The organism is Rhizobium laguerreae (assembly GCF_019778565.1).
Classification (GTDB): Bacteria; Pseudomonadota; Alphaproteobacteria; order Rhizobiales; family Rhizobiaceae; genus Rhizobium; species Rhizobium laguerreae.
Genome location: NZ_JAAXQT010000003.1, coordinates 14,421 through 31,995 on the forward strand (window position 1 = coordinate 14,421; position 17,575 = coordinate 31,995).

A 17,575-nucleotide genomic window follows, 5' to 3' on the forward strand; every position below is an offset into this window, starting at 1 on the left:
CGTTACAGAAGGTTTAGTCGCCATGTAGAGGCCTGTGATCGAATTGGCGAGAATGCCGATCTGATTTTGTAAAGCGCCGCGCTAAAGTCGCTGACGGCACTTTGCGTCAAACCGAGCGCATGCTGCAAACTTGCAGCCCAGGAGGAGGATGCTTCAATGCAAACTACCCAGAGTCGCCGCCGGTTTCCCGCCGGCGTGTCCGCTCTTGCGGCAGCGGGTCTTTCCGGGAGTCACAATGCGGCGGCCGAAGATGTGCCGCCTGAAACCACCACTCCCCGCTTCTCGGACGCGCCCGGCATCTGCGTCGCTCCACAATACGTCGCCGAGGAGCTGATTATCGCAAGGGGGACAGACTGGCGCTTGTTCAGCGAGCTTAAGTGCGAGTTGAAGACATGAGCAGGTGGCCGATACTTCTGCTGTTATTGACGCTGCTTTCCGGGACGGCGCATGCGCATGACGCGCCGCACAACCAGCGACTGCCGATGATCGGACCGGCGCCGGATTTCACCCTGACATCGCAGAATCTGACACCCGTCTCATTGCACGACCTCCGCGGCAAGGTGGTCGCGGTTGCGTTCATCTTTGCTTCCTGTTCCGACATCTGTCCGATGTTGACCGACAATATGGTGCGCGTGAAAGCCAAGCTGGGCCGGGCGTTCGGAAAGGAGATCGATTTCGTTTCGATCACTGTCGACCCGGAGCGCGACACCCCTGAGGTGCTTAAGGAGTACGCCAGGAATTTCGACGCCGACTCAAAGGGCTGGTCGTTTCTGACTGGCGATCCGGCGATTGTCCATGAAGTTGGACGCAAATACGGCGTTATCGCGAAGAAGACGGCGAATGGCGATGTCGATCACACTCTGCTGACGTCGCTCGTAGATCCGAATGGCATGTTGCGCGTTCAATATCTCGGCGCTGGTTTCGACTTGGAGGAATTCCGTGGTGATCTGCTTAGCCTCATGGACGAAGCCAAGTAACGTAGCAAGCTGGCTGATCGGCTGGGTTGCGCGGCTCCCGGCGCGCGTCCAGACCAAGCTGTTGATCGCGTTCCTGTCGATCGTCGGACTGCTGATCGTGCTTGGGGCCGTCGGGTTGCAGGTGCTGAGTGGGGTCAATGCTCAGACGACCGAGCTGATCAAGCTGCAGCGCAAGATTGCCGCCTATCGCCAGGTCCAGCACGACACGACGAACCAACTCTACAGCATCTCGACTGCGCTTTTGCTTCAGGACGAAAGGATGCTCGATGCAGCATTGCGCCAGCTCAACCAGTTTGGCTACGACCTCGACCGCATGGAGTTTGTCGCCGCAAGTGAGGAGCAAGTGTTGGGCCAGGTCCGGCAACAATACAACCAGATTACCGCGAAGGTTACACGTGTCGTCGAGCTGATCCGCGCCGGACGAACCGACGAGGCGCGCAGGATGCAGCTCGATGAGATCATACCGTCGTCCGACCGTCTCGAGCGGCTGGCCAACCAACTGGTCAACATTGCGGAATCCGACATGGTGGCGGCAATCGAGGCGACCGAAGGCGCGTACGGGACGTCGCGACTGATCGTGGTCTCCTTTGCGGTGGGCAGCATCCTGCTGGCACTCGGGCTCGGCTACATTATCTCTTGGTCATTGATCGAGCCGGTAAAGAAGATCGAGATGCGTCTGCGCCAGATCGCGGCCGGCGATTTTGCGCAACAGGTTGCCGTCGTCAACCGGGATGAGCTTGGTGTGCTTGCCAGAAATGTTAACCAGACGTCCGAGCAACTGGGGCGGCTATATCAAGAGGTGCAGGCGCGCACGGCCGAACTTGCGCGCTCGGTTGGCGAACTGGAGGCGCTCGGGGAAGTCAGTAAGGCTGTGAATTCGACGCTCGATCTTGATACCGTGCTACAGACGATCGTAGCGAAGGCGGTTCAACTGTCGAACACCGATGCGGGCACCATCTATGTGTTCAGCAGCACGAGCCAACAATTCCGCCTCCGCGCGACTTTTGGGATGAGCAACGAGCTAATTGCCGCAATTTCCAACCAGCCGATAGGGCTGAATGACCCGGGTATCGGCGACGCCGCACGGCGTCGCACGCCGATCCAAGTACCTGATCTCAACGAACAAACGCCGTCTTCCGTACAGAAGATCGTCCTCGACGCCGGATATCGTGGCGTCCTCGTGGTTCCATTGCTCAGGCCGGACAAGATCGTCGGTGCGCTTGTCGTCAGGCGCCGTAGGCCAGGTGAATTCGACGAACAGGTCGTGCACCTCATAGAAACCTTCGCAGCCCAATCAGTGCTCGCCATCCAAAACGCGAAGCTGTTCCGCGAGATTGAGGAAAAAGGCAGGGAGCTCGAAGCAGCCAGCCGCCACAAGTCTCAGTTCCTCGCGAATATGAGCCATGAGCTCAGGACACCGCTCAATTCCGTCTTGGGCTTCACCGAGCTATTGGTCGACGGGATCTACGGCGAGCTCCCGGACAAGGCGAAGGCTACCGTGGCGCGCGTACAAGCTAACGGCCACCACCTATTGGGGCTCATCAACGACGTGCTCGATCTTTCAAAGATCGAAGCGGGCCAGCTAACGCTTGCGCTCGAGGAATACTCCGTTGGGCAGATTGTTCAATCGACTGTGACGGCGGTGGAGCCGCTGGCGCGAGCGAAAGGTCTCATGCTCACGGCGACTGTTGCCGAGAAACTGCCAATCGGACGCGGGGACGAACGCCGCTTGACCCAGGTCCTCCTCAATCTTGCAGGCAATGCCGTCAAGTTTACCGAAACGGGTGCGATCGACATTCTTGCCGATGCGGTCGATGGACACTTCGAGATCACAGTGCGCGACACAGGTCCCGGCATTGCGTCTAAGGACCAGGCGCTCATCTTCGAAGAATTCCAGCAGGTCGACAGCAGCAGTACCAAGCAGAAGGGCGGCACCGGTCTCGGCTTGGCGATCTCGAAACGTATCGTTGAAATGCATGGCGGAACCATAGAGGTCGAGTCGGTTCTCGGTTCAGGCTCGGCATTCCGCTTGAAGATCCCGATGCGGGTAGAGGAAAGCGCGGAGGCGGCATGAGCAAACGAATCCTGATGGTGGAAGACACCGAGGACAACCGCCAGATTATCCGCGATCTCCTGTCCACCACCGAATACGAACTGATAGAGGCCGCGGACGGTGCTGCAGGTGTCGCCGCGGCAGCAGCTGAGCATCCAGACTTGATCCTCATGGACATTCAGCTTCCGGTGATAGACGGCTATGAAGCTGCCCGCCGTATCAAGGCCGACCCGGCACTCCGGCACATTCCAATCATTGCCGTCACCTCCTATGCATTGTCTGGCGATGAGGCGAAAGCGCTTGCTGCGGGATGCGATGGCTACCTTGCAAAGCCGTTCAGCCCGCGTGTGCTGCTGGCCAAGATTCGCGCATTTCTTGCGTGAGGAGATGGGACATTGCACGATCCGCCACGCATTCTTGCCGTCGACGATACTCCGGAAAATCTCGAAATCTTGCGCCTTCGCCTTGAAGCGAACGGCTATGAAGTGATGACTGCCGCGGATGGCGAAGAAGGGCTTGCGAAGGTGCGTGAGTTCAAGCCGGATCTGATCCTCCTCGACATCATGATGCCTAAACTCGATGGCATCAGCGTTGTTCGCACGCTTAAGCAGGACGCCTCCCTTCGATGGATCCCGGTCATCCTTGTCACAGCGAAGGCCGATACGCGGGACGTGATCGAAGGATTGGACGCCGGCGGCGACGACTATCTGACCAAACCCTTTGAGCACAGGGCGCTGCTCGCCCGTGTGCGCTCGATGCTGCGCCAAAAGGCGCTTCACGACACGGTCGAGAGCCAGGCACTGCGCCTGGAGGATCAGGCCGCCCAATTGGCGGCATGGAATCGTTCCCTTGAACAAACGGTGGCTGAGCAGGTAACGGAAATCGAGCGAATGGGCCGGCTCAGGCGATTTTTGCCGGCGCAGGTCGCCGACCTTATCGTCGCAGCGGGGGATGGCGACACGCTTCTTCAAAGCCACCGGCGCGAGGTGACAGTCGTTTTCTGCGATCTGCGCGGCTTTACGGCCTTCGCGGAGACCACCGAGCCCGAAGAGGTGATGACAGTCCTCAGCGAGTACCATTCCTGTCTAGGAGAGCTAATCATTCGCTACGGAGGGACTTTGGAACGTTTTGTCGGTGATGGTCTACTTGTCGTCTTCAACGATCCTTTGCCCTGCGCTGACCACACGGAAAAAGCCGTCTCCATGGCCACGGGGATGCGCGATGCCATTGACGAGCATTTGGAACAATGGCGCAAACGTGGCTATTTGCTTGGTTTCGGCATCGGCATCGCCCGTGGCCATGCAACCATCGGGCAAATCGGCTTCGGCCAGCGCTCGGATTACGCGGTCATCGGCACCATCCCCAACCATGCCGCCCGATTGTGCGAACAGGCCAAATCACGTCAGATCCTCGTCAGCCAACGAGTCTTCGGTGCAGTGGAACCGTTGGTCGAAGCCGTTACAGTTGGCGAATTGAGTTTGAAAGGCTTCCATCGCCCGATGCCGGCCTACGAAATTGTCCGGTGGCTTGGCTGACGAGCGCTGCCCGATATGAGGTAGATCTAAAGGCTGATACAGGCTGCGGGAGCGGTCGTTCCAGCGAAGGCAAGCGAACGGCTACAATTGGCGCAACCGCGACCTACAGTTTCGCCATCGGCGATGTCCGCATTTGGGCAAGGCCTCCTCAATGGCCGACATGAGGGCGCAAAGCAGCCTTCTCTGCAGTTCTTAGTTTTGTTCTGGAGTGGTAGGAAAATGGCGCGCCCGACGCGATGAAACTGGGCACTCGTATGTCATTGTTTGCGCTATCTAATAACTGTAGCTGCGGCCCGCTTTGGATGGAAACTTGGCATTTCCTTCGTCAATCTCAACGGGTAAGGAGCACCAGAAGCGCCATTCGACTCTCACATTCTCAGTTCTTTAGTTCGCGCTTGAGTTCGTTGAGGAAGCGCCAGTCCGTGCCGCTGGCGATAATCGTCTGAGGGCTCGACTGGATCAGGCCCGCTTCCTGGAGCCGCAACGCGTAGAAGCGGATCGTATCTTCGGCGTCATAGTCGCGTCCCGCGCTGTAGGGTACGTCGTTCAGTGTCTGCAACGCATAGTCATACCGCGCAGTGAAGCCACCATCGACCATCTGCCGAGCAACCCATTCCGGTTCGGTCATGCAGAGATCGGTTGCTTTGAAAAAAGCGCGCAACACTCGCTTGGTGGCGACCGGATAACTTTGGACGAAATCCGTGCTTGCCGCCAACATGCAGCAGAAATATTGAGACCATGGACGGTCCAAGGCACTGTTAACAATCACACGACCGACGCCCCGCGCGCGCAGTTCCTGCGGCTCGGGTGGAAAGCCGAGGAATGCATCGATCTTCCCCTCGGCGAACAGCTCCATCGGATTCGCCGAAGTACTCGTGACCCAATTGATGTCGGCGCTGGGGCGAAGCCCGACCTGACTTGCGATAACGCTCAAGAACCGGTGCGGCGGGGATCCGACCGACGGTATGCCCACACTCCTGCCCTTCAGATCACGGACGCTCTGAATGCGACTGTTTACGAACAGCTCGAAGCAGCCGGGGTGCACTCCCGCCAATACGGTGATTGGGTTCCCAGCGTCTATTGAAGCGACGAAGGTTGTCACAAACGTCAGGCTGAAGTCCGCCTCGCCCCGCGCGAGGGCTTTGGTCAGGTCCTCCGATTGCACCGGGATATACCGAAGTTCGGCAAAGCCTTCTGCGCGGAGCAGCTCGCCTACAACGAACATCGGGGCCGTACAAATACCTCCGAGGGTCTTTTCAATGCGTATGATGGGGGTCTCCGGCGCCGGCTCCGCGTGAAGCGATTTGAACCCACCAACTAAGCCAGCGGCGCCGGCCACTGAGGCGCTAGCCAAAAAGCGACGACGGCTCTGCACGATCGGCATGAAAGCGTCCTCTCCGGTAAGTTCCTCGCAAGCCCAGATCTTCGCGGGGGCGGAGCTCGTTCCGCCCCCGTCCTTCGCCATTGACCTTCGGCGTACCAGGATCACCGCACCCTTGCGTATCAAGCGATGCCTGTGACGTGAAGATGATACGCCAAATCGCGAGCTGAAGCAGCAATCGAGATTGGCGCGCTGGCGAATGCCGATAGGGTCCCAATGATCCCACCCAATTTCGCGGAGCGCGTGAATGTCGATCTTGATGTGTTCACTCATGTCGTAACTTTTCTTGAAAAACGATGCCGACACAACTGGGCGGAAGGCGATCGTTGATGATAGTTACCAGGCAGGGATCGGTGATGCCGACCTCGAAGCGCGATCCAGACGATCCGGCTGTCCAACATTTAACGATCGCGTCGGCAGAAAAGTCCTCAACCGTCGATCATGTCCGGATGCGTCGCTGTCCTTGCTCCAAAGCTCACCCCCCGCTCCGTCCTCCTCGGGCTTGACCCCAGGATCCACTCTCGCCTCCGTCAGCCGTAGGCATGGATTCCAGGCTCAAGGCCTGGAATGACGGAGGTTGGGGCCATCTTAGAGCCGGATCCCCAGGACGCCGTTGCCAGGGATCATCCGGCGCGGCACGCAGTGGGGCGCTGTCGTCATCGAAGGCGCGGGGTTGTCGTTTCGATCGCGGGAAGGGAGGCGTCCACTGCATGCCGCACGACGCTGGTAGCGCGAAATTGTTACGCGCACTTTGCCGGGAACATACCAATCCGTAAGATTGCCGCGCTGGCCGTTCGACCGCTGCACTTTACCAAAATGTATAGTTCGGGCGAGGTCCCCGTGAGGTTTGGAGCGCAGGCTTGGCGCCATCATTGCCAAGTCGAAGGTCAGCTCTTTCATGAACATGCGCGCCGCACCTGCCGCCCTTATGCCGGCCCTTCATCCGGTCAGCCTGCGGGTGAACACCTACCTGATCAATCTCGACCGTGCGCCATTGCGCAGGTTTCGAATGGAGCGCCTGCTGGCAAGCTTCGGCCTTGCCTTCGAGCGGGTGGCGGCGGTCGATGGGGCAGGGCTGAGCCTGCCGCATCCGGGCTTTGACGAAGCTGCCTATCTCAGCCGCCACGGCCGGCGGCCGAACCCTTTCGAGATCGGCTGTTATCTAAGCCACGTCGAATGCGCCAAGCGGTTCCTCGCCAGCCATGCCGAGTTCGCGCTCATTCTGGAAGACGATCTCGATTTCGATGACGATCTGGCCGAGCTGCTCGATGCCGCCCTCGATCACGGTGCGCGCTGGGACATCCTGCGCCTGTCGACCGTCAATTCCGGGCGAAAGCACAAGGTGGAGCCGCTGACCGCGTCGCGCTCGCTCGCCATTGCGCTCACCCGCGAGAAGGGGTCCGGCGCCTATCTCATCAACCGCAAGGCGGCGGGCTGGATTGCCGGCGTGCTTGTCCCCATGCGCCTGCCTTATGATCTCGCCTTCGATCTGGAGTTCGATGATGGTCTGAGCGCCTGCTTCGTCGATCCGCTGCCGGTCAGCCAAAGGGTCGATCCCTGCTCGCAGATTCAGGCAGCGCTTTCGACCTACCGGCTGGGCCGCCGCCGGCCGTGGAGCGTGCTGCCATATCGCACTGCCGCCGAGCTGCGCCGCTTTGCCGCCCGCTTCAGCCGGCTCGCGGCATGGCGGATGGGAGGTTGGGACCAACTGCCGAAGTGAGAGGGAAGGCGATCGAAACGATGAGGCCGGGATGATTGTCGGCCATGGTGATCTCAGCCGAATGCAGGTCGGCGATCGCCTTGACGAGGCTGAGCCCGAGGCCGCTTCCGGGCGTCGCGCGGCTCTTGTCGAGCCGGTAGAGACGCCGGAAGACCTTGTCCCTTTCATCGGCGGGAATGCCGGGGCCGCTATCGGCGACCGCAATGATGGCGCGGCCGCCCTGGCAGCGCAGCGAAATGGTGATGCCGGTTCCGGCCGGGCAGTGGTTGATCGCGTTTTCCACCAGGTTGGCGATCATCTGCGTCAGCAGATCACGGTCGCCCCGGATGAGCGCGGGACAGCGCTCCGCGATATCAAGCGCCATCAGCGCGTCTTCGGCGACATCGCCATAGACCTCGGAAATCACCGCAAGCACGGCGTCGATATCGATGGCCTGAAAACGCTCCTTGCGCGCGCCGGCCTCGATCTGGGAAATGCGCAGCAGCGCCTCGAAGGTGGCGTTGATCCGGTCGCTCTCGTGCCTTGCTTCGTCAAGCAGCGCCGAAACATCCGCCTGCTGGTCGTTTCCGGCTACCGCTGCATCCAGCGTCAGGCGCAGCCTGTTCAGAGGCGTCTTCAGATCGTGGGCGATATCGGCGCTCACCTGCCGCATGCTCTCGACCAATCTCTGCAGCCGCTCCAGCGCCGCGTTGATCTGGATCGCCACCGTATCGAGATCGTCGCCGTTGCCGGTGATGGCAATGCGGGCGTCGAGCGCGCCGTGGGAGACGTCGTTCATGGTGAGGGCGACCCTGTCCAGCCGCGCCTGGGCGCGAACGGCGAGAAAGACGCCGCCGCCGATCGCGGTCGCGACGACGATCGCGGCGGCCCATTCGAAGCTGACCAGCACGATCCGCAGCATCTCGTCGACATCGTTGAAATTTTCCGCCACCACCAGGCTGTAGGGACCGATGGTCGAGACCTGCATCCGGTAGCGTTCATGCCCCTTCAGCCCGACATCCCTGGAGGTGACGGTATAGATGCCGTTCGGGATGCGGGGTGCGGCGAAATTGCCGGCGAGTTTGCGCCCGCCTGCATCCGTCAGCGAATAGAGCCCATCGGAGGTCGACTGGAAGCTCGCATAATTGTTCAGTGTGTTGATCAGATCCTCGGTGTCACCGGGATTGTAGGTCGAGACGATGAGCGAATTCATCTCGTTCAGCGACTGTTCGAGATCCCGCTCAAGGCCGAGGCGCAGCATGTGGTAGATGATCGCGCCGCTCAGGATGAAGGTGACGACGAAGAGCACGCCGAAGGTCACGGCAAGCCGGAACGGCGTGCTCCTGCGCAGGCTCGAGCATGATGCCGAAAAATGTGCGCGGTTTTCGGACGACATCATGCTCTTACTCTTAAATTGCGAACAGGATTTGAGATTTTCCTGTTCTAGCGAGGCGCATGCAGGCTGTATCCGGTGTTGCGGACCGTATGCAGAAGCTGGACCTGGAACGGCTTGTCGACCTTGGCTCTCAGCCGGCTGATATGGGTCTCGACGACGCTGGTCTTCGGATCGAAGTGGAAATCCCAGACCCGCTCCAGCAGCATCGTCTTGGTGATGACCCGGCCTTCGCCGCGCATCAGCACCTCGAGCAGGGTGAATTCGCGCGGCTGCAGCTCGATCACCTGGCCGGCGCGGCGGGCCTCCCGCCGGATCAGATCGAGCTCGAGATCGGCAACCTTCAGCACCGTCCGCTGCTCCTGCACCGGCGGGCGCCGGCCAAGCGCATTGACGCGGGCCATGAGTTCGGAAAAGGCAAAGGGCTTGACGAGATAGTCGTCGCCGCCAGCCTCCAGCCCCTCGACCCGATCGTCGACGCCGCCGATCGAGGTCAGGAACAGCGCCGATGTGCCGATCTTGGCAGCCCGAAGTGAACGTACGATCGCCAGGCCATCGAGACCCGGCAGCATGCGATCGACGACGATGACGTCATAGGCCTCGCGCTGCGCCTGAAACAGCCCATCGCGGCCATCTCCGACCACGTCGCAGACATGCCCGGCCTCGGAAAAGCCCTTGGCAATATAATCGGACGTCTTGGTATCGTCCTCGATAAGCAGGATTCGCATCAGCCCGATCATTCCCGCCATGCCTGGGGCGAGATCTAGCCGAGAGGAAGGCTTGGCGACAACTTACGGATTGGTAAGGTGACGGGTGGGGAGCGGCAATCTGGCTTTCCAAACCATCTACGCCCGATCGATTCGAAGAAGCTATTCACCGGGCAGTCCGTCACCCGCTCCGGATGATCACGCACGAGGACATGCATCCTGGCGTCAAGCCATCCCGGCGATGATTTCAGCCAATCCGCGATCTTGAAGAGCAGAATTCCGTTGCCTAAATCAGCGGCACTCACGCCATGGAAGGAGGTAAACGATGGCACTCGATACTTTTGAACACCCGATTTACGCGCAACGGAAGTACTTCGTGCAGGAGATCACCGGGCTTGACGATGTCTTTGATTTTCTCGACGAATGGCCACAGGAGAAACGCGATGTCACCTATGAGGTGATGTTGGACGCCTGCCGGAAAGCAGCCAATCGGCAACTACCCGCGTCGGTCGTCGCAGCGAATTTCAGTCGCTTTCTCAAAAAGCATGGCAAGCTCGCCGACATAGAAGACGTGCCCCTGCACCTGCGGCGGGTCAGCGATCGAAATGTCTCAGGTATCTAGTACCGAAGGTGATCGCCGCAGCCGGAACCAAAACACGCTCGCTGAGTTCGGCAAAGTTCAATCTTGATTGGACGAGGAAGTCTTACTGGAAAGGAGCGCGCAGGAAACAGCAGCCGTTGCAAAAGCTAGGATTCAACTGCCGCATGCCTTGAAGTATGCGGCTCCGATTTTTGCGGTCGACTCTCTGCTCACCTGAGGAGATTTTGCCGATGAAGATCGCTCAGATTGCCCCGCTTGCAGAAAGTGTTCCGCCGAAATTATACGGGGGAACCGAGCGGATTGTTTCGTACCTTACCGAAGAACTGGTGGCCCAAGGCCACGATGTGACGCTGTTTGCCAGCGGCGATTCCGTTACAGATGCCCGCCTCGTGCCGTGCTCGAACACTGCCCTGAGGCTAAATCCCGCCATCAAGGACCACCTGCCGCATCAGATCCTGATGCTTGAGGAAATCCGCAGGCGCGCGCACGAATTCGATGTCCTGCATTTCCACGTCGATCTTCTGCATTTCCCGCTGACCCGATATTTTGCCGACCGCACCGTCACGACGCTGCATGGGCGGCTCGACCTGCCCGATCTCTGGCCTTTCTACAAGGCGTTTCCAGATATTCCCCTGGTATCGATCTCCAATGACCAGCGCCACCCGATGCCGCCGGTCAACTGGTTGGGGACAGTCTATCACGGCCTTCCCGCTAGCCTCCTACCTTTCACGGAAAAGCCGGCGGGCGGTTACCTCGCGTTCCTCGGACGGATCGCTCCGGAAAAGCGACCTGACCGGGCGATTGAAATCGCGGCCAAGGTCGGCATGCCGCTGAGGATCGCAGCCAAGATCGACAACGTCGACAAACATTATTGGGAAACGGTAATTCGGCCGATGGTGATGAGCCATCCGAATGTTGAGTTCATCGGCGAGATCAACGATCGCCAGAAGGCGGGCTTCCTGGGCAATGCCGGCGCGTTGCTTTTCCCGATCGACTGGCCTGAGCCCTTCGGGCTTGTGATGATCGAGGCGATGGCCTGCGGCACACCGGTTCTTGCCTTCCGCAGCGGCTCGGTCCCGGAGGTGATCGACGACGGCATCTCGGGAATTTTGGTCGATACCGTTGCCGAAGCTGTCGAGAACATCGAATGGGCACTGCAGCTTGATCGGCGCAAGGTGCGGGCGAACTTCGAGAGACGCTTTACTGCGGGACGCATGGCAAGAGACTATCTTGCGGTCTACGGCCAGCTGCATGGATTGCGCGCAAAAGCCCCGCAGCGCCGGCGCGCGAACCGCCCGATATCCATTGACCAGGTTGTGGCGTAAAAAAACGGAGGCGACATGTGACGACATCTGCAGGCGGCAACTCAAATCGCGCAGCAACGAAGCAAGTGGCGCCGATTGCGCAATTCTTCATTCCCGCTGCCGCGTCGCTGCAGGAGCGGCAACCACGTACATTAAAGCACGGCGATACATTCGCGGTCTTCGATCACAATGGCGATGCTCTTTCCGGACCAGGAAGTCCCGACGGGCTTTTTCACCGCGACACGCGATATCTTTCGCATCTCTACCTGACGCTCGAGGATCGGCGTCCGATGCTCCTGTCGTCGACAATGCGCGACGACAACGCCACGCTCACCTGCGATCTGACGAACCCGGACTTCCTTGGCAAAGATGGAAAGCTGCGCCTCGAGCATGATCTCATCCATATTCGACGGACACGCTTTCTATGGGCGGGGCGTTGTTATGAGCGCCTGGCAGTGAAGAACTATGACGACCGCGATCATCACCTGCGGATGAAGCTCCAATTCTTTTCGGACTTTGCTGACCTCTTCGAAGTGCGCGGCACCGTGCGGGCAAAAAGAGGCCGTAGCCTGCCGGCCGTCATCGAAGATGGAAGCGTCCTTCTTTCCTATATCGGCCTCGATGAAAAAACACGGACAACCCGGGTCTCGTTCGATACGGCTCCCGATGAACTCGCACCGAATCTGGCGGTTTACGACCTCCACTTGAGCGCGCGCGGCAGCCGCTCGATCTTCATCGAGATCGACTGCGACCGTTCGGACAAGGATCGCCGCGTCAACGGCTTTTTCCTGGCCATGCGCGATGCTCGACGGGCATTGCGATCGTCGATGGCAAGGGCGGCTTCGGTTTCAAGTTCCAATCAGATCTTCAACCAGCTTGCGCGGCGAAGCGTGTCCGACCTTTACATGTTGATAACAGACACGCCTGAAGGGCCGTACCCCTATGCCGGTACGCCGTGGTTCAGCACGGTGTTCGGCCGCGACGCGATCATCACCGCGCTGCAGACGCTCTGGCTGGATCCCGCCATCGCAAAGGGGGTGCTTCGCCATCTCGCCGCCAACCAGGCGACCGATATCAATCCCGCTTCGGATGCCGAACCCGGCAAGATCCTCCATGAGGTTCGCTTCGGTGAAATGGCCGAGCTGGGGGAAGTTCCGTTCCGCCGTTACTACGGCAGCGTCGATTCGACCCCGCTGTTTGTCATGCTTGCGGGGAGCTACCTGGACCGCACCGGCGACACGGCGACGCTTCATCAGCTTCTGCCGCATATCGAGGCGGCGCTGACCTGGATCGACGAATATGGCGACCGCGACGGTGACGGCTTCGTCGAATACGGGCGCCAGACCGTGGAGGGCCTGATCAACCAGGCCTGGAAGGACAGCCACGATTCGGTCTTTCATGAGGACGGGACACTCGCCAGGGGACCGATCGCGATTGCCGAGGTACAGGCCTATGTCTATGGCGCGTGGCAAGCGGGCGCGGAGATATTCCGCCAACTCGACCGGCCCGAGCGCGCGGCGAAATTGCTGGCGAAGGCAGAAGGGCTGCGGCGTGCTTTCGACGTCCGTTTCTTCGACGAGGAACTCGGTACGTTCGTGCTGGCGCTGGACGGAGACAAGCGAGCCTGTCGTGTTCGCTCTTCGAATGCCGGCCACGCTCTCATGACCGGCATTGCCTACCCCGCAAGAGCTGAACAAGTGGCGCACACCTTGATGAACGCCTCGTCCTTCTGCGGCTGGGGCATTCGCACCATTCCCGCCACCGAGGCGCGCTACAACCCGATGAGCTACCACAACGGCTCGATCTGGCCGCACGACAATAGTCTGATCGCCATGGGGCTTGCGCGCTACGGCTTCAAGGCAGCGGCAGCGCAAATCTTTGAAGGCCTGTTCGCAGCCTCGACCTATATCGAATTACGCGGACTTCCCGAGCTGTTCTGCGGTTTTTCCCAACGGCGGTCGCATGGACCGACCTTCTATCCCGTGGCGTGCTCTCCGCAGGCCTGGGCCGCGTCAGCGCCTTTGTCGTTACTGCAATCGTGCCTCGGTCTGGATTTCGACCCGAACGCCTCGCAGATCAGCTTTAACCAGCCGCGCCTGCCGGCATTCCTGGATGAGATCACTTTGCGGCATCTTATGGTTGGCTCCGGTTCGGCTGACGTCACCATTCGCCGGTCCGGCCGACAGGTCGTCGTAGACGTCGTAGGGCGCAAGGGAGATGTACGCGTTCTCACGACCGCTTAGAGGCCCTGCACGGGCGTGGAGTCCGAAGCAGCGGAATGATTGGTATGACTGATCGCATTAGCAATCGTCAGGGGCCGCCCAACGTACAGGAGACGCAATGCTTGGGGCAAGCAATGATCGCTGAACGGCCCAATAGCATGATACGGAATATCACTCGAAATCAGAGTCAATTTATGTTTTGGAGCAAAATGAAAGAAGGAAATTTGTAGTTGAATAAACACCTGTGGCACCACCGCACCGCCGATGGTTTGTCAGGAATGGTACTGGAACTGCTATCGCGCGCGCGGTTTGGAAGTCGATTCGCGGGAGAAAGAGACCCAGTCTGCGAGCCTCGGCCGCCCCTACACTCTTGCGATCCACCCCTTCCCAGGGTTTAGCCGCGCAGAGGCAAGGTTTTTGTGTGTTTCCTCCACCTAACGCCTTCGGTAACGCTCTGCGCGGCCTTCTGTTCAAAATTCGATCGTTCCACGCTTCCGTCCCTTTTGTGCGACCCGCTCCCGTACACGCCATGGCCAGCCCCGTTGCTGCGAGAATCGCGGGAACAACTGGTCTTGCGCGAAGTTAGGGGTCCTTTTATTGATGGAGGAATACAGCTTGCCAAAGTATTTTTTCCACGTCCGCAGGAACGATGTCTTCGAGGAAGATCCGGAAGGCATAGACCTAGCCACACCCGAGCTGGCGTTCGAGGAAGCAACCGCTGCCGCCCGCGATATCGTCGCGGAAAGAATCCGCATGGGCAGGCGGGCAAACGGAGACACTTTCGAGATTATGACGGAAGACGGCTCGTTGGTCGCAACCGTTCCCTTCCGGTCCGCTATCCGCCTGGATTAGCACCCTCGCGCAAACGCCTGACCGGTCGTTGGAATTGTCAAAACCGTACAGAGCGTGGGGCACTCGAACGAAAGACATAGCGTCGCGTTGACCATTGAATGGGTGGTGCGACGTCATGACAGAATTGCTGCAGAGGCAGGTGAGAAACAGGTTGTTGCGGCAATTTCCGGAGGATGCCTTCCAGCTTCTCGCGCCGTTCCTCGATCCTATCGAACTTCCTGTGAAACATTCGCTTGTGCGACCGCGCAAGCCGATCGAGCATGTCTGTTTTCTTGAAAGCGGCCTCGCCTCGATGGTTGCGGAAAGCGCTGACGGCAAAAGCGTTGAAATCCGCCACATCGGACGCGAGGGCATCGCCGGCTACCCTGTCGTCCTCGGTGTCGACCGAACGCCGAACAAGACCTTCATGCAGGTGGCGGGCTTCGGGCTTCAGGTGGCCACCGAGGATTTTCTTCCGATCCTCGAGCACCCCTGCGTGCGGCAATTGCTGCTGCGCTATGTGCATACCTGCGAGCTGCAGCTTGCCCACAGCGCGCTGGCTGCGGCAAAGTTCAACACGCATCAGCGGCTGGCCCGCTGGCTGCTCATGTGTCACGACCGCATAGACGGCAATGATCTGCCACTGACCCACGAATTCCTGGCGCTGATGCTGGGCGTCAGGCGGGCGGGCGTCACCGATGAACTGCACATTCTCGAAGGCATGCACGCCATCAAATCGACACGCGGCAACGTCCGCATCACGGACCGCAACAAGCTGATCGAGATCGCCGGCGGCTGCTATGGCGTACCCGAGCAGGAATACGAGCGGCTGATCGAGGGGCCGGAACCTGAGGTGGTTTTCCTCGTCGAGCGCCCAGGCAGAGAGCATGCCATCGTCGCGCGGGAGCCCGGAAGCTGCCTCCGGGATTGACATGATCAAGCAGAAGGACGTCACGCTCAGCCGTGATCACGATCACGCTCAGCCGTGACGATCACGCTCAGCCGTGATCTCAAAGTTGTTGTCAGATAAGCCCTGGAAAACCTGAAGCCTTCGCAAACCTGCTTCCCAACAGCTCGAAATTGTCTTCGTCCCCGACGCACCGGGAACCGAACATGCCGCTGCTTGTTTTCACAGCACATAAGCCGAGCACGTCGGAGCGAGCACATGAACCCGAAAAGCACGTTGAACATTGCCGGCCATCCGATCCATCCGATGTTGATCCCGTTCCCGGTCGCTTTCTTTGTCGGAACGCTCGTCACCGATATCCTCCACAGCCAATCCGACGACCCGTTCTGGCCGGCGGCGTCGAACTGGATGCTGACGGCCGGCCTCGTCATGGCAGCCCTGGCAGCACTCGCCGGATTGACCGATTTCTTCGGCGATAGCCGCATCCGCAGCTTGCGGGCTGCCTGGCTCCACATGATCGGCAACATCGTCCTCGTTCTGATCGAGGCCGTCAGCCTTTGGCGGCGGGTCGTACAGGGCCCTGATTTCATCGTGCCGACCGGCCTGGCGCTGTCTTTGATCGCCGTTGCGCTGCTGTTGTTCAACGGCTGGAAAGGCTGGGAAATGGTGTATCGCCACCGGGTCGGCGTCAGCGAAGAGACGAGCAATTCGGCGCGGTGAGGAAGGCGGCAAATTTCCGCAAACTCCGTCGACCGGAGGATCCATGCTGCCCTCCATCGGCGGCGCGTGAATCCCAGGCTCGAGGCCTGGGCTGCGGACCTTTTTGGTTATCGAAGGATAAGGCTGCTTTGCACCCTCATGCCGGCCGTAGAGATTATCTTTGCCGCTTCCTGAAAGCATGCATCGCCGGCGACCACGCTGGAAGTTTCAGTTGCGCCAGAACCGGAAGATAGAACTGCTCCGCAACAAGTCCGATTTACTTGGTCAGCAGACCTCTGGTCCGGTAGAGTCCCAAGTCTCCACCTAGCCGCAGATCGAAAAGCCGGAAAACGCTTATCTCATAGTAAGCTGATGCATCTGGAGCGCCTACGATGAAGCCGAGCGGATCCACCGAGGCAGTGAGGATCGAGGACCTTGACGACGCGGGGCTGGTTGAACACGCGCGACAGCTTGACCCCGCCGCATTCTGGCTAATCATCAAGCGTCACAATCTGCGGCTTCACAGGGTCGCCCGCGCCGTCCTGAATGACGACATCGAGGCGGAGGACGTACTTCAGGAGACCTATATCCACGCCTTCACCCATCTGGCCGAATTCCGCGCGGAGGCGCGGCTGTCGACCTGGCTCACCCGGATCGCGCTGAACGAGGCGCTGGGACGCCGCCGGAAAAGGCGACCCACCGTAGACGCGAAAGCCATCGAAGGCATGGTCGCTCCGTTCAGCGCACACAAGCCTGATCCCGAAGAGGCGGCCGCTCTCGCTGAAATCCGCGGCCTGCTGGAGCGAGCCGTCGGTGACTTGCCGGAGCCCTTTCGCATCGTCTTTGTCATGCGGGACGTCGAGGAAATGAGCATTGAGGAAACGGCTTTTCTTTTGGCATTGCGACCTCAGACAGTGAGCACCCGTCTTTATCGCGCACGCCGGCTGCTCCGCGAGGCGCTGCGGGACCAGCTCGCCACCGTGTTCACGGATACGTTTCTCTTCGCTGGCGCTCGTTGTGACCGCCTCGCGCAATCAGTCCTCGATCGGCTCGCAATTCGTTTGGTTCGAGAGGATACGCATCTGTTGAACGCGGCGACTGAACTCTAGACGCCGTCCACGCCGAGATTACGGCAGCTCCTTCGCAGGACCTTTGTAGTGGGACACGGGAATATTTTGGCGGCCTGGATCATCTAATCGTCAGGCAAACGCATTCGGTGCCGCGGTGCTGACAGCGGTGCTGAATCAACAAACATAGGAGATCGCC

General features: G+C 59.7%; 16 protein-coding genes. 13 read left to right on the top strand and 3 right to left on the bottom strand.

The window, feature by feature from the left end; translation table 11 throughout:
* Positions 1 to 156: 156 nt before the first annotated feature.
* The 5 genes from HFO71_RS10500 to HFO71_RS10520 are packed head-to-tail and all read left to right on the top strand — an operon-like array spanning position 157 to position 4,565.
* Complete coding sequence (locus HFO71_RS10500) at positions 157 to 396, top strand: hypothetical protein (protein ID WP_168335670.1); 240 nt, start codon at positions 157 to 159, stop codon at positions 394 to 396.
* Positions 393 to 977 carry an SCO family protein gene (locus tag HFO71_RS10505; RefSeq protein ID WP_131623497.1) on the top strand — a complete coding sequence of 195 codons (585 nt, stop codon included), beginning with the start codon at positions 393 to 395 and terminating at the stop codon, positions 975 to 977. The genes HFO71_RS10500 and HFO71_RS10505 overlap by 4 nt, the downstream gene beginning before the upstream one ends.
* Positions 940 to 3,051 (top strand): sensor histidine kinase, encoded by a 2,112-nt coding sequence (locus HFO71_RS10510; RefSeq protein ID WP_221988044.1) that lies wholly within the window; start codon positions 940 to 942, stop codon positions 3,049 to 3,051. Before HFO71_RS10505 ends, HFO71_RS10510 begins: the two co-directional genes overlap by 38 nt.
* A complete protein-coding gene (locus HFO71_RS10515; protein WP_168255361.1) occupies positions 3,048 to 3,413 on the top strand; it encodes a response regulator in 366 nt (121 codons plus the stop codon). Before HFO71_RS10510 ends, HFO71_RS10515 begins: the two co-directional genes overlap by 4 nt.
* 12 nt (positions 3,414 to 3,425) lie before the next feature.
* On the top strand, positions 3,426 to 4,565 hold the full coding sequence (locus tag HFO71_RS10520) for a response regulator (protein ID WP_168335668.1): 1,140 nt from the start codon (positions 3,426 to 3,428) through the stop codon (positions 4,563 to 4,565).
* Positions 4,566 to 4,941: 376 nt separating this feature from the next.
* On the opposite strand, the gene HFO71_RS10525 is transcribed toward HFO71_RS10520, so the two are convergent.
* Positions 4,942 to 6,219, bottom strand: coding sequence for an ABC transporter substrate-binding protein (locus HFO71_RS10525; RefSeq protein ID WP_245006913.1), 1,278 nt, complete (start codon positions 6,217 to 6,219; stop codon positions 4,942 to 4,944).
* 625 nt (positions 6,220 to 6,844) lie between these two features.
* Between HFO71_RS10525 and HFO71_RS10530 the strand changes: the two genes are divergently transcribed.
* Entirely contained in the window at positions 6,845 to 7,666 is an 822-nt protein-coding gene (locus HFO71_RS10530) for a glycosyltransferase family 25 protein (protein WP_077976260.1), read from the top strand.
* Here the strand turns inward: HFO71_RS10530 and HFO71_RS10535 are convergent.
* Positions 7,614 to 9,044 (bottom strand): sensor histidine kinase, encoded by a 1,431-nt coding sequence (locus HFO71_RS10535; RefSeq protein ID WP_077975730.1) that lies wholly within the window; start codon positions 9,042 to 9,044, stop codon positions 7,614 to 7,616. The two genes, HFO71_RS10530 and HFO71_RS10535, sit on opposite strands and share 53 nt — an antisense overlap.
* Before the next feature lie 44 nt (positions 9,045 to 9,088).
* Entirely contained in the window at positions 9,089 to 9,766 is a 678-nt protein-coding gene (locus HFO71_RS10540; RefSeq protein WP_077976261.1) for a winged helix-turn-helix domain-containing protein, read from the bottom strand.
* Positions 9,767 to 10,070: 304 nt separating this feature from the next.
* Here HFO71_RS10540 and HFO71_RS10545 point away from each other — a divergent pair, with 304 nt between their 5' ends.
* The 7 genes from HFO71_RS10545 to HFO71_RS10575 all read left to right on the top strand — a co-directional run bounded on the left by HFO71_RS10545 (position 10,071) and on the right by HFO71_RS10575 (position 17,418).
* Positions 10,071 to 10,367 (top strand): DUF982 domain-containing protein, encoded by a 297-nt coding sequence (locus HFO71_RS10545; RefSeq protein ID WP_077975731.1) that lies wholly within the window; start codon positions 10,071 to 10,073, stop codon positions 10,365 to 10,367.
* Positions 10,368 to 10,576: 209 nt separating this feature from the next.
* Positions 10,577 to 11,671 (top strand): glycosyltransferase family 4 protein, encoded by a 1,095-nt coding sequence (locus HFO71_RS10550; RefSeq protein ID WP_077975732.1) that lies wholly within the window; start codon positions 10,577 to 10,579, stop codon positions 11,669 to 11,671.
* Between the two features lie 17 nt (positions 11,672 to 11,688).
* Positions 11,689 to 13,893: an amylo-alpha-1,6-glucosidase gene (locus tag HFO71_RS10555; protein WP_221988046.1), complete on the top strand. Its 2,205-nt coding sequence runs from the start codon at positions 11,689 to 11,691 to the stop codon at positions 13,891 to 13,893.
* A 594-nt stretch (positions 13,894 to 14,487) separates the two neighbouring features.
* Positions 14,488 to 14,724 (top strand): DUF6894 family protein, encoded by a 237-nt coding sequence (locus tag HFO71_RS10560; protein WP_221988048.1) that lies wholly within the window; start codon positions 14,488 to 14,490, stop codon positions 14,722 to 14,724.
* 115 nt (positions 14,725 to 14,839) lie between these two features.
* Positions 14,840 to 15,634 (top strand): Crp/Fnr family transcriptional regulator, encoded by a 795-nt coding sequence (locus HFO71_RS10565; RefSeq protein ID WP_221988051.1) that lies wholly within the window; start codon positions 14,840 to 14,842, stop codon positions 15,632 to 15,634.
* Positions 15,635 to 15,868: 234 nt separating this feature from the next.
* A complete protein-coding gene (locus HFO71_RS10570) occupies positions 15,869 to 16,330 on the top strand; it encodes a DUF2231 domain-containing protein (protein ID WP_077975735.1) in 462 nt (153 codons plus the stop codon).
* A gap of 371 nt (positions 16,331 to 16,701) precedes the next feature.
* Positions 16,702 to 17,418 (top strand): RNA polymerase sigma factor, encoded by a 717-nt coding sequence (locus HFO71_RS10575; RefSeq protein WP_131666436.1) that lies wholly within the window; start codon positions 16,702 to 16,704, stop codon positions 17,416 to 17,418.
* Positions 17,419 to 17,575 lie beyond the last annotated feature (157 nt).

Coding starts and splice junctions, on each gene's coding strand:
- HFO71_RS10550 (WP_077975732.1), top strand. CDS start 10,577: ATGAAGATCGCTCAGATTGCCCCGCTTGCAGAAAGTGTTCCGCCGAAA.
- HFO71_RS10500 (WP_168335670.1), top strand. CDS start 157: ATGCAAACTACCCAGAGTCGCCGCCGGTTTCCCGCCGGCGTGTCCGCT.
- HFO71_RS10570 (WP_077975735.1), top strand. CDS start 15,869: ATGAACCCGAAAAGCACGTTGAACATTGCCGGCCATCCGATCCATCCG.
- HFO71_RS10540 (WP_077976261.1), bottom strand. CDS start 9,766: ATGCGAATCCTGCTTATCGAGGACGATACCAAGACGTCCGATTATATT.
- HFO71_RS10545 (WP_077975731.1), top strand. CDS start 10,071: ATGGCACTCGATACTTTTGAACACCCGATTTACGCGCAACGGAAGTAC.
- HFO71_RS10565 (WP_221988051.1), top strand. CDS start 14,840: ATGACAGAATTGCTGCAGAGGCAGGTGAGAAACAGGTTGTTGCGGCAA.
- HFO71_RS10575 (WP_131666436.1), top strand. CDS start 16,702: ATGAAGCCGAGCGGATCCACCGAGGCAGTGAGGATCGAGGACCTTGAC.
- HFO71_RS10530 (WP_077976260.1), top strand. CDS start 6,845: ATGAACATGCGCGCCGCACCTGCCGCCCTTATGCCGGCCCTTCATCCG.
- HFO71_RS10535 (WP_077975730.1), bottom strand. CDS start 9,044: ATGATGTCGTCCGAAAACCGCGCACATTTTTCGGCATCATGCTCGAGC.
- HFO71_RS10505 (WP_131623497.1), top strand. CDS start 393: ATGAGCAGGTGGCCGATACTTCTGCTGTTATTGACGCTGCTTTCCGGG.
- HFO71_RS10525 (WP_245006913.1), bottom strand. CDS start 6,219: ATGAGTGAACACATCAAGATCGACATTCACGCGCTCCGCGAAATTGGG.
- HFO71_RS10515 (WP_168255361.1), top strand. CDS start 3,048: ATGAGCAAACGAATCCTGATGGTGGAAGACACCGAGGACAACCGCCAG.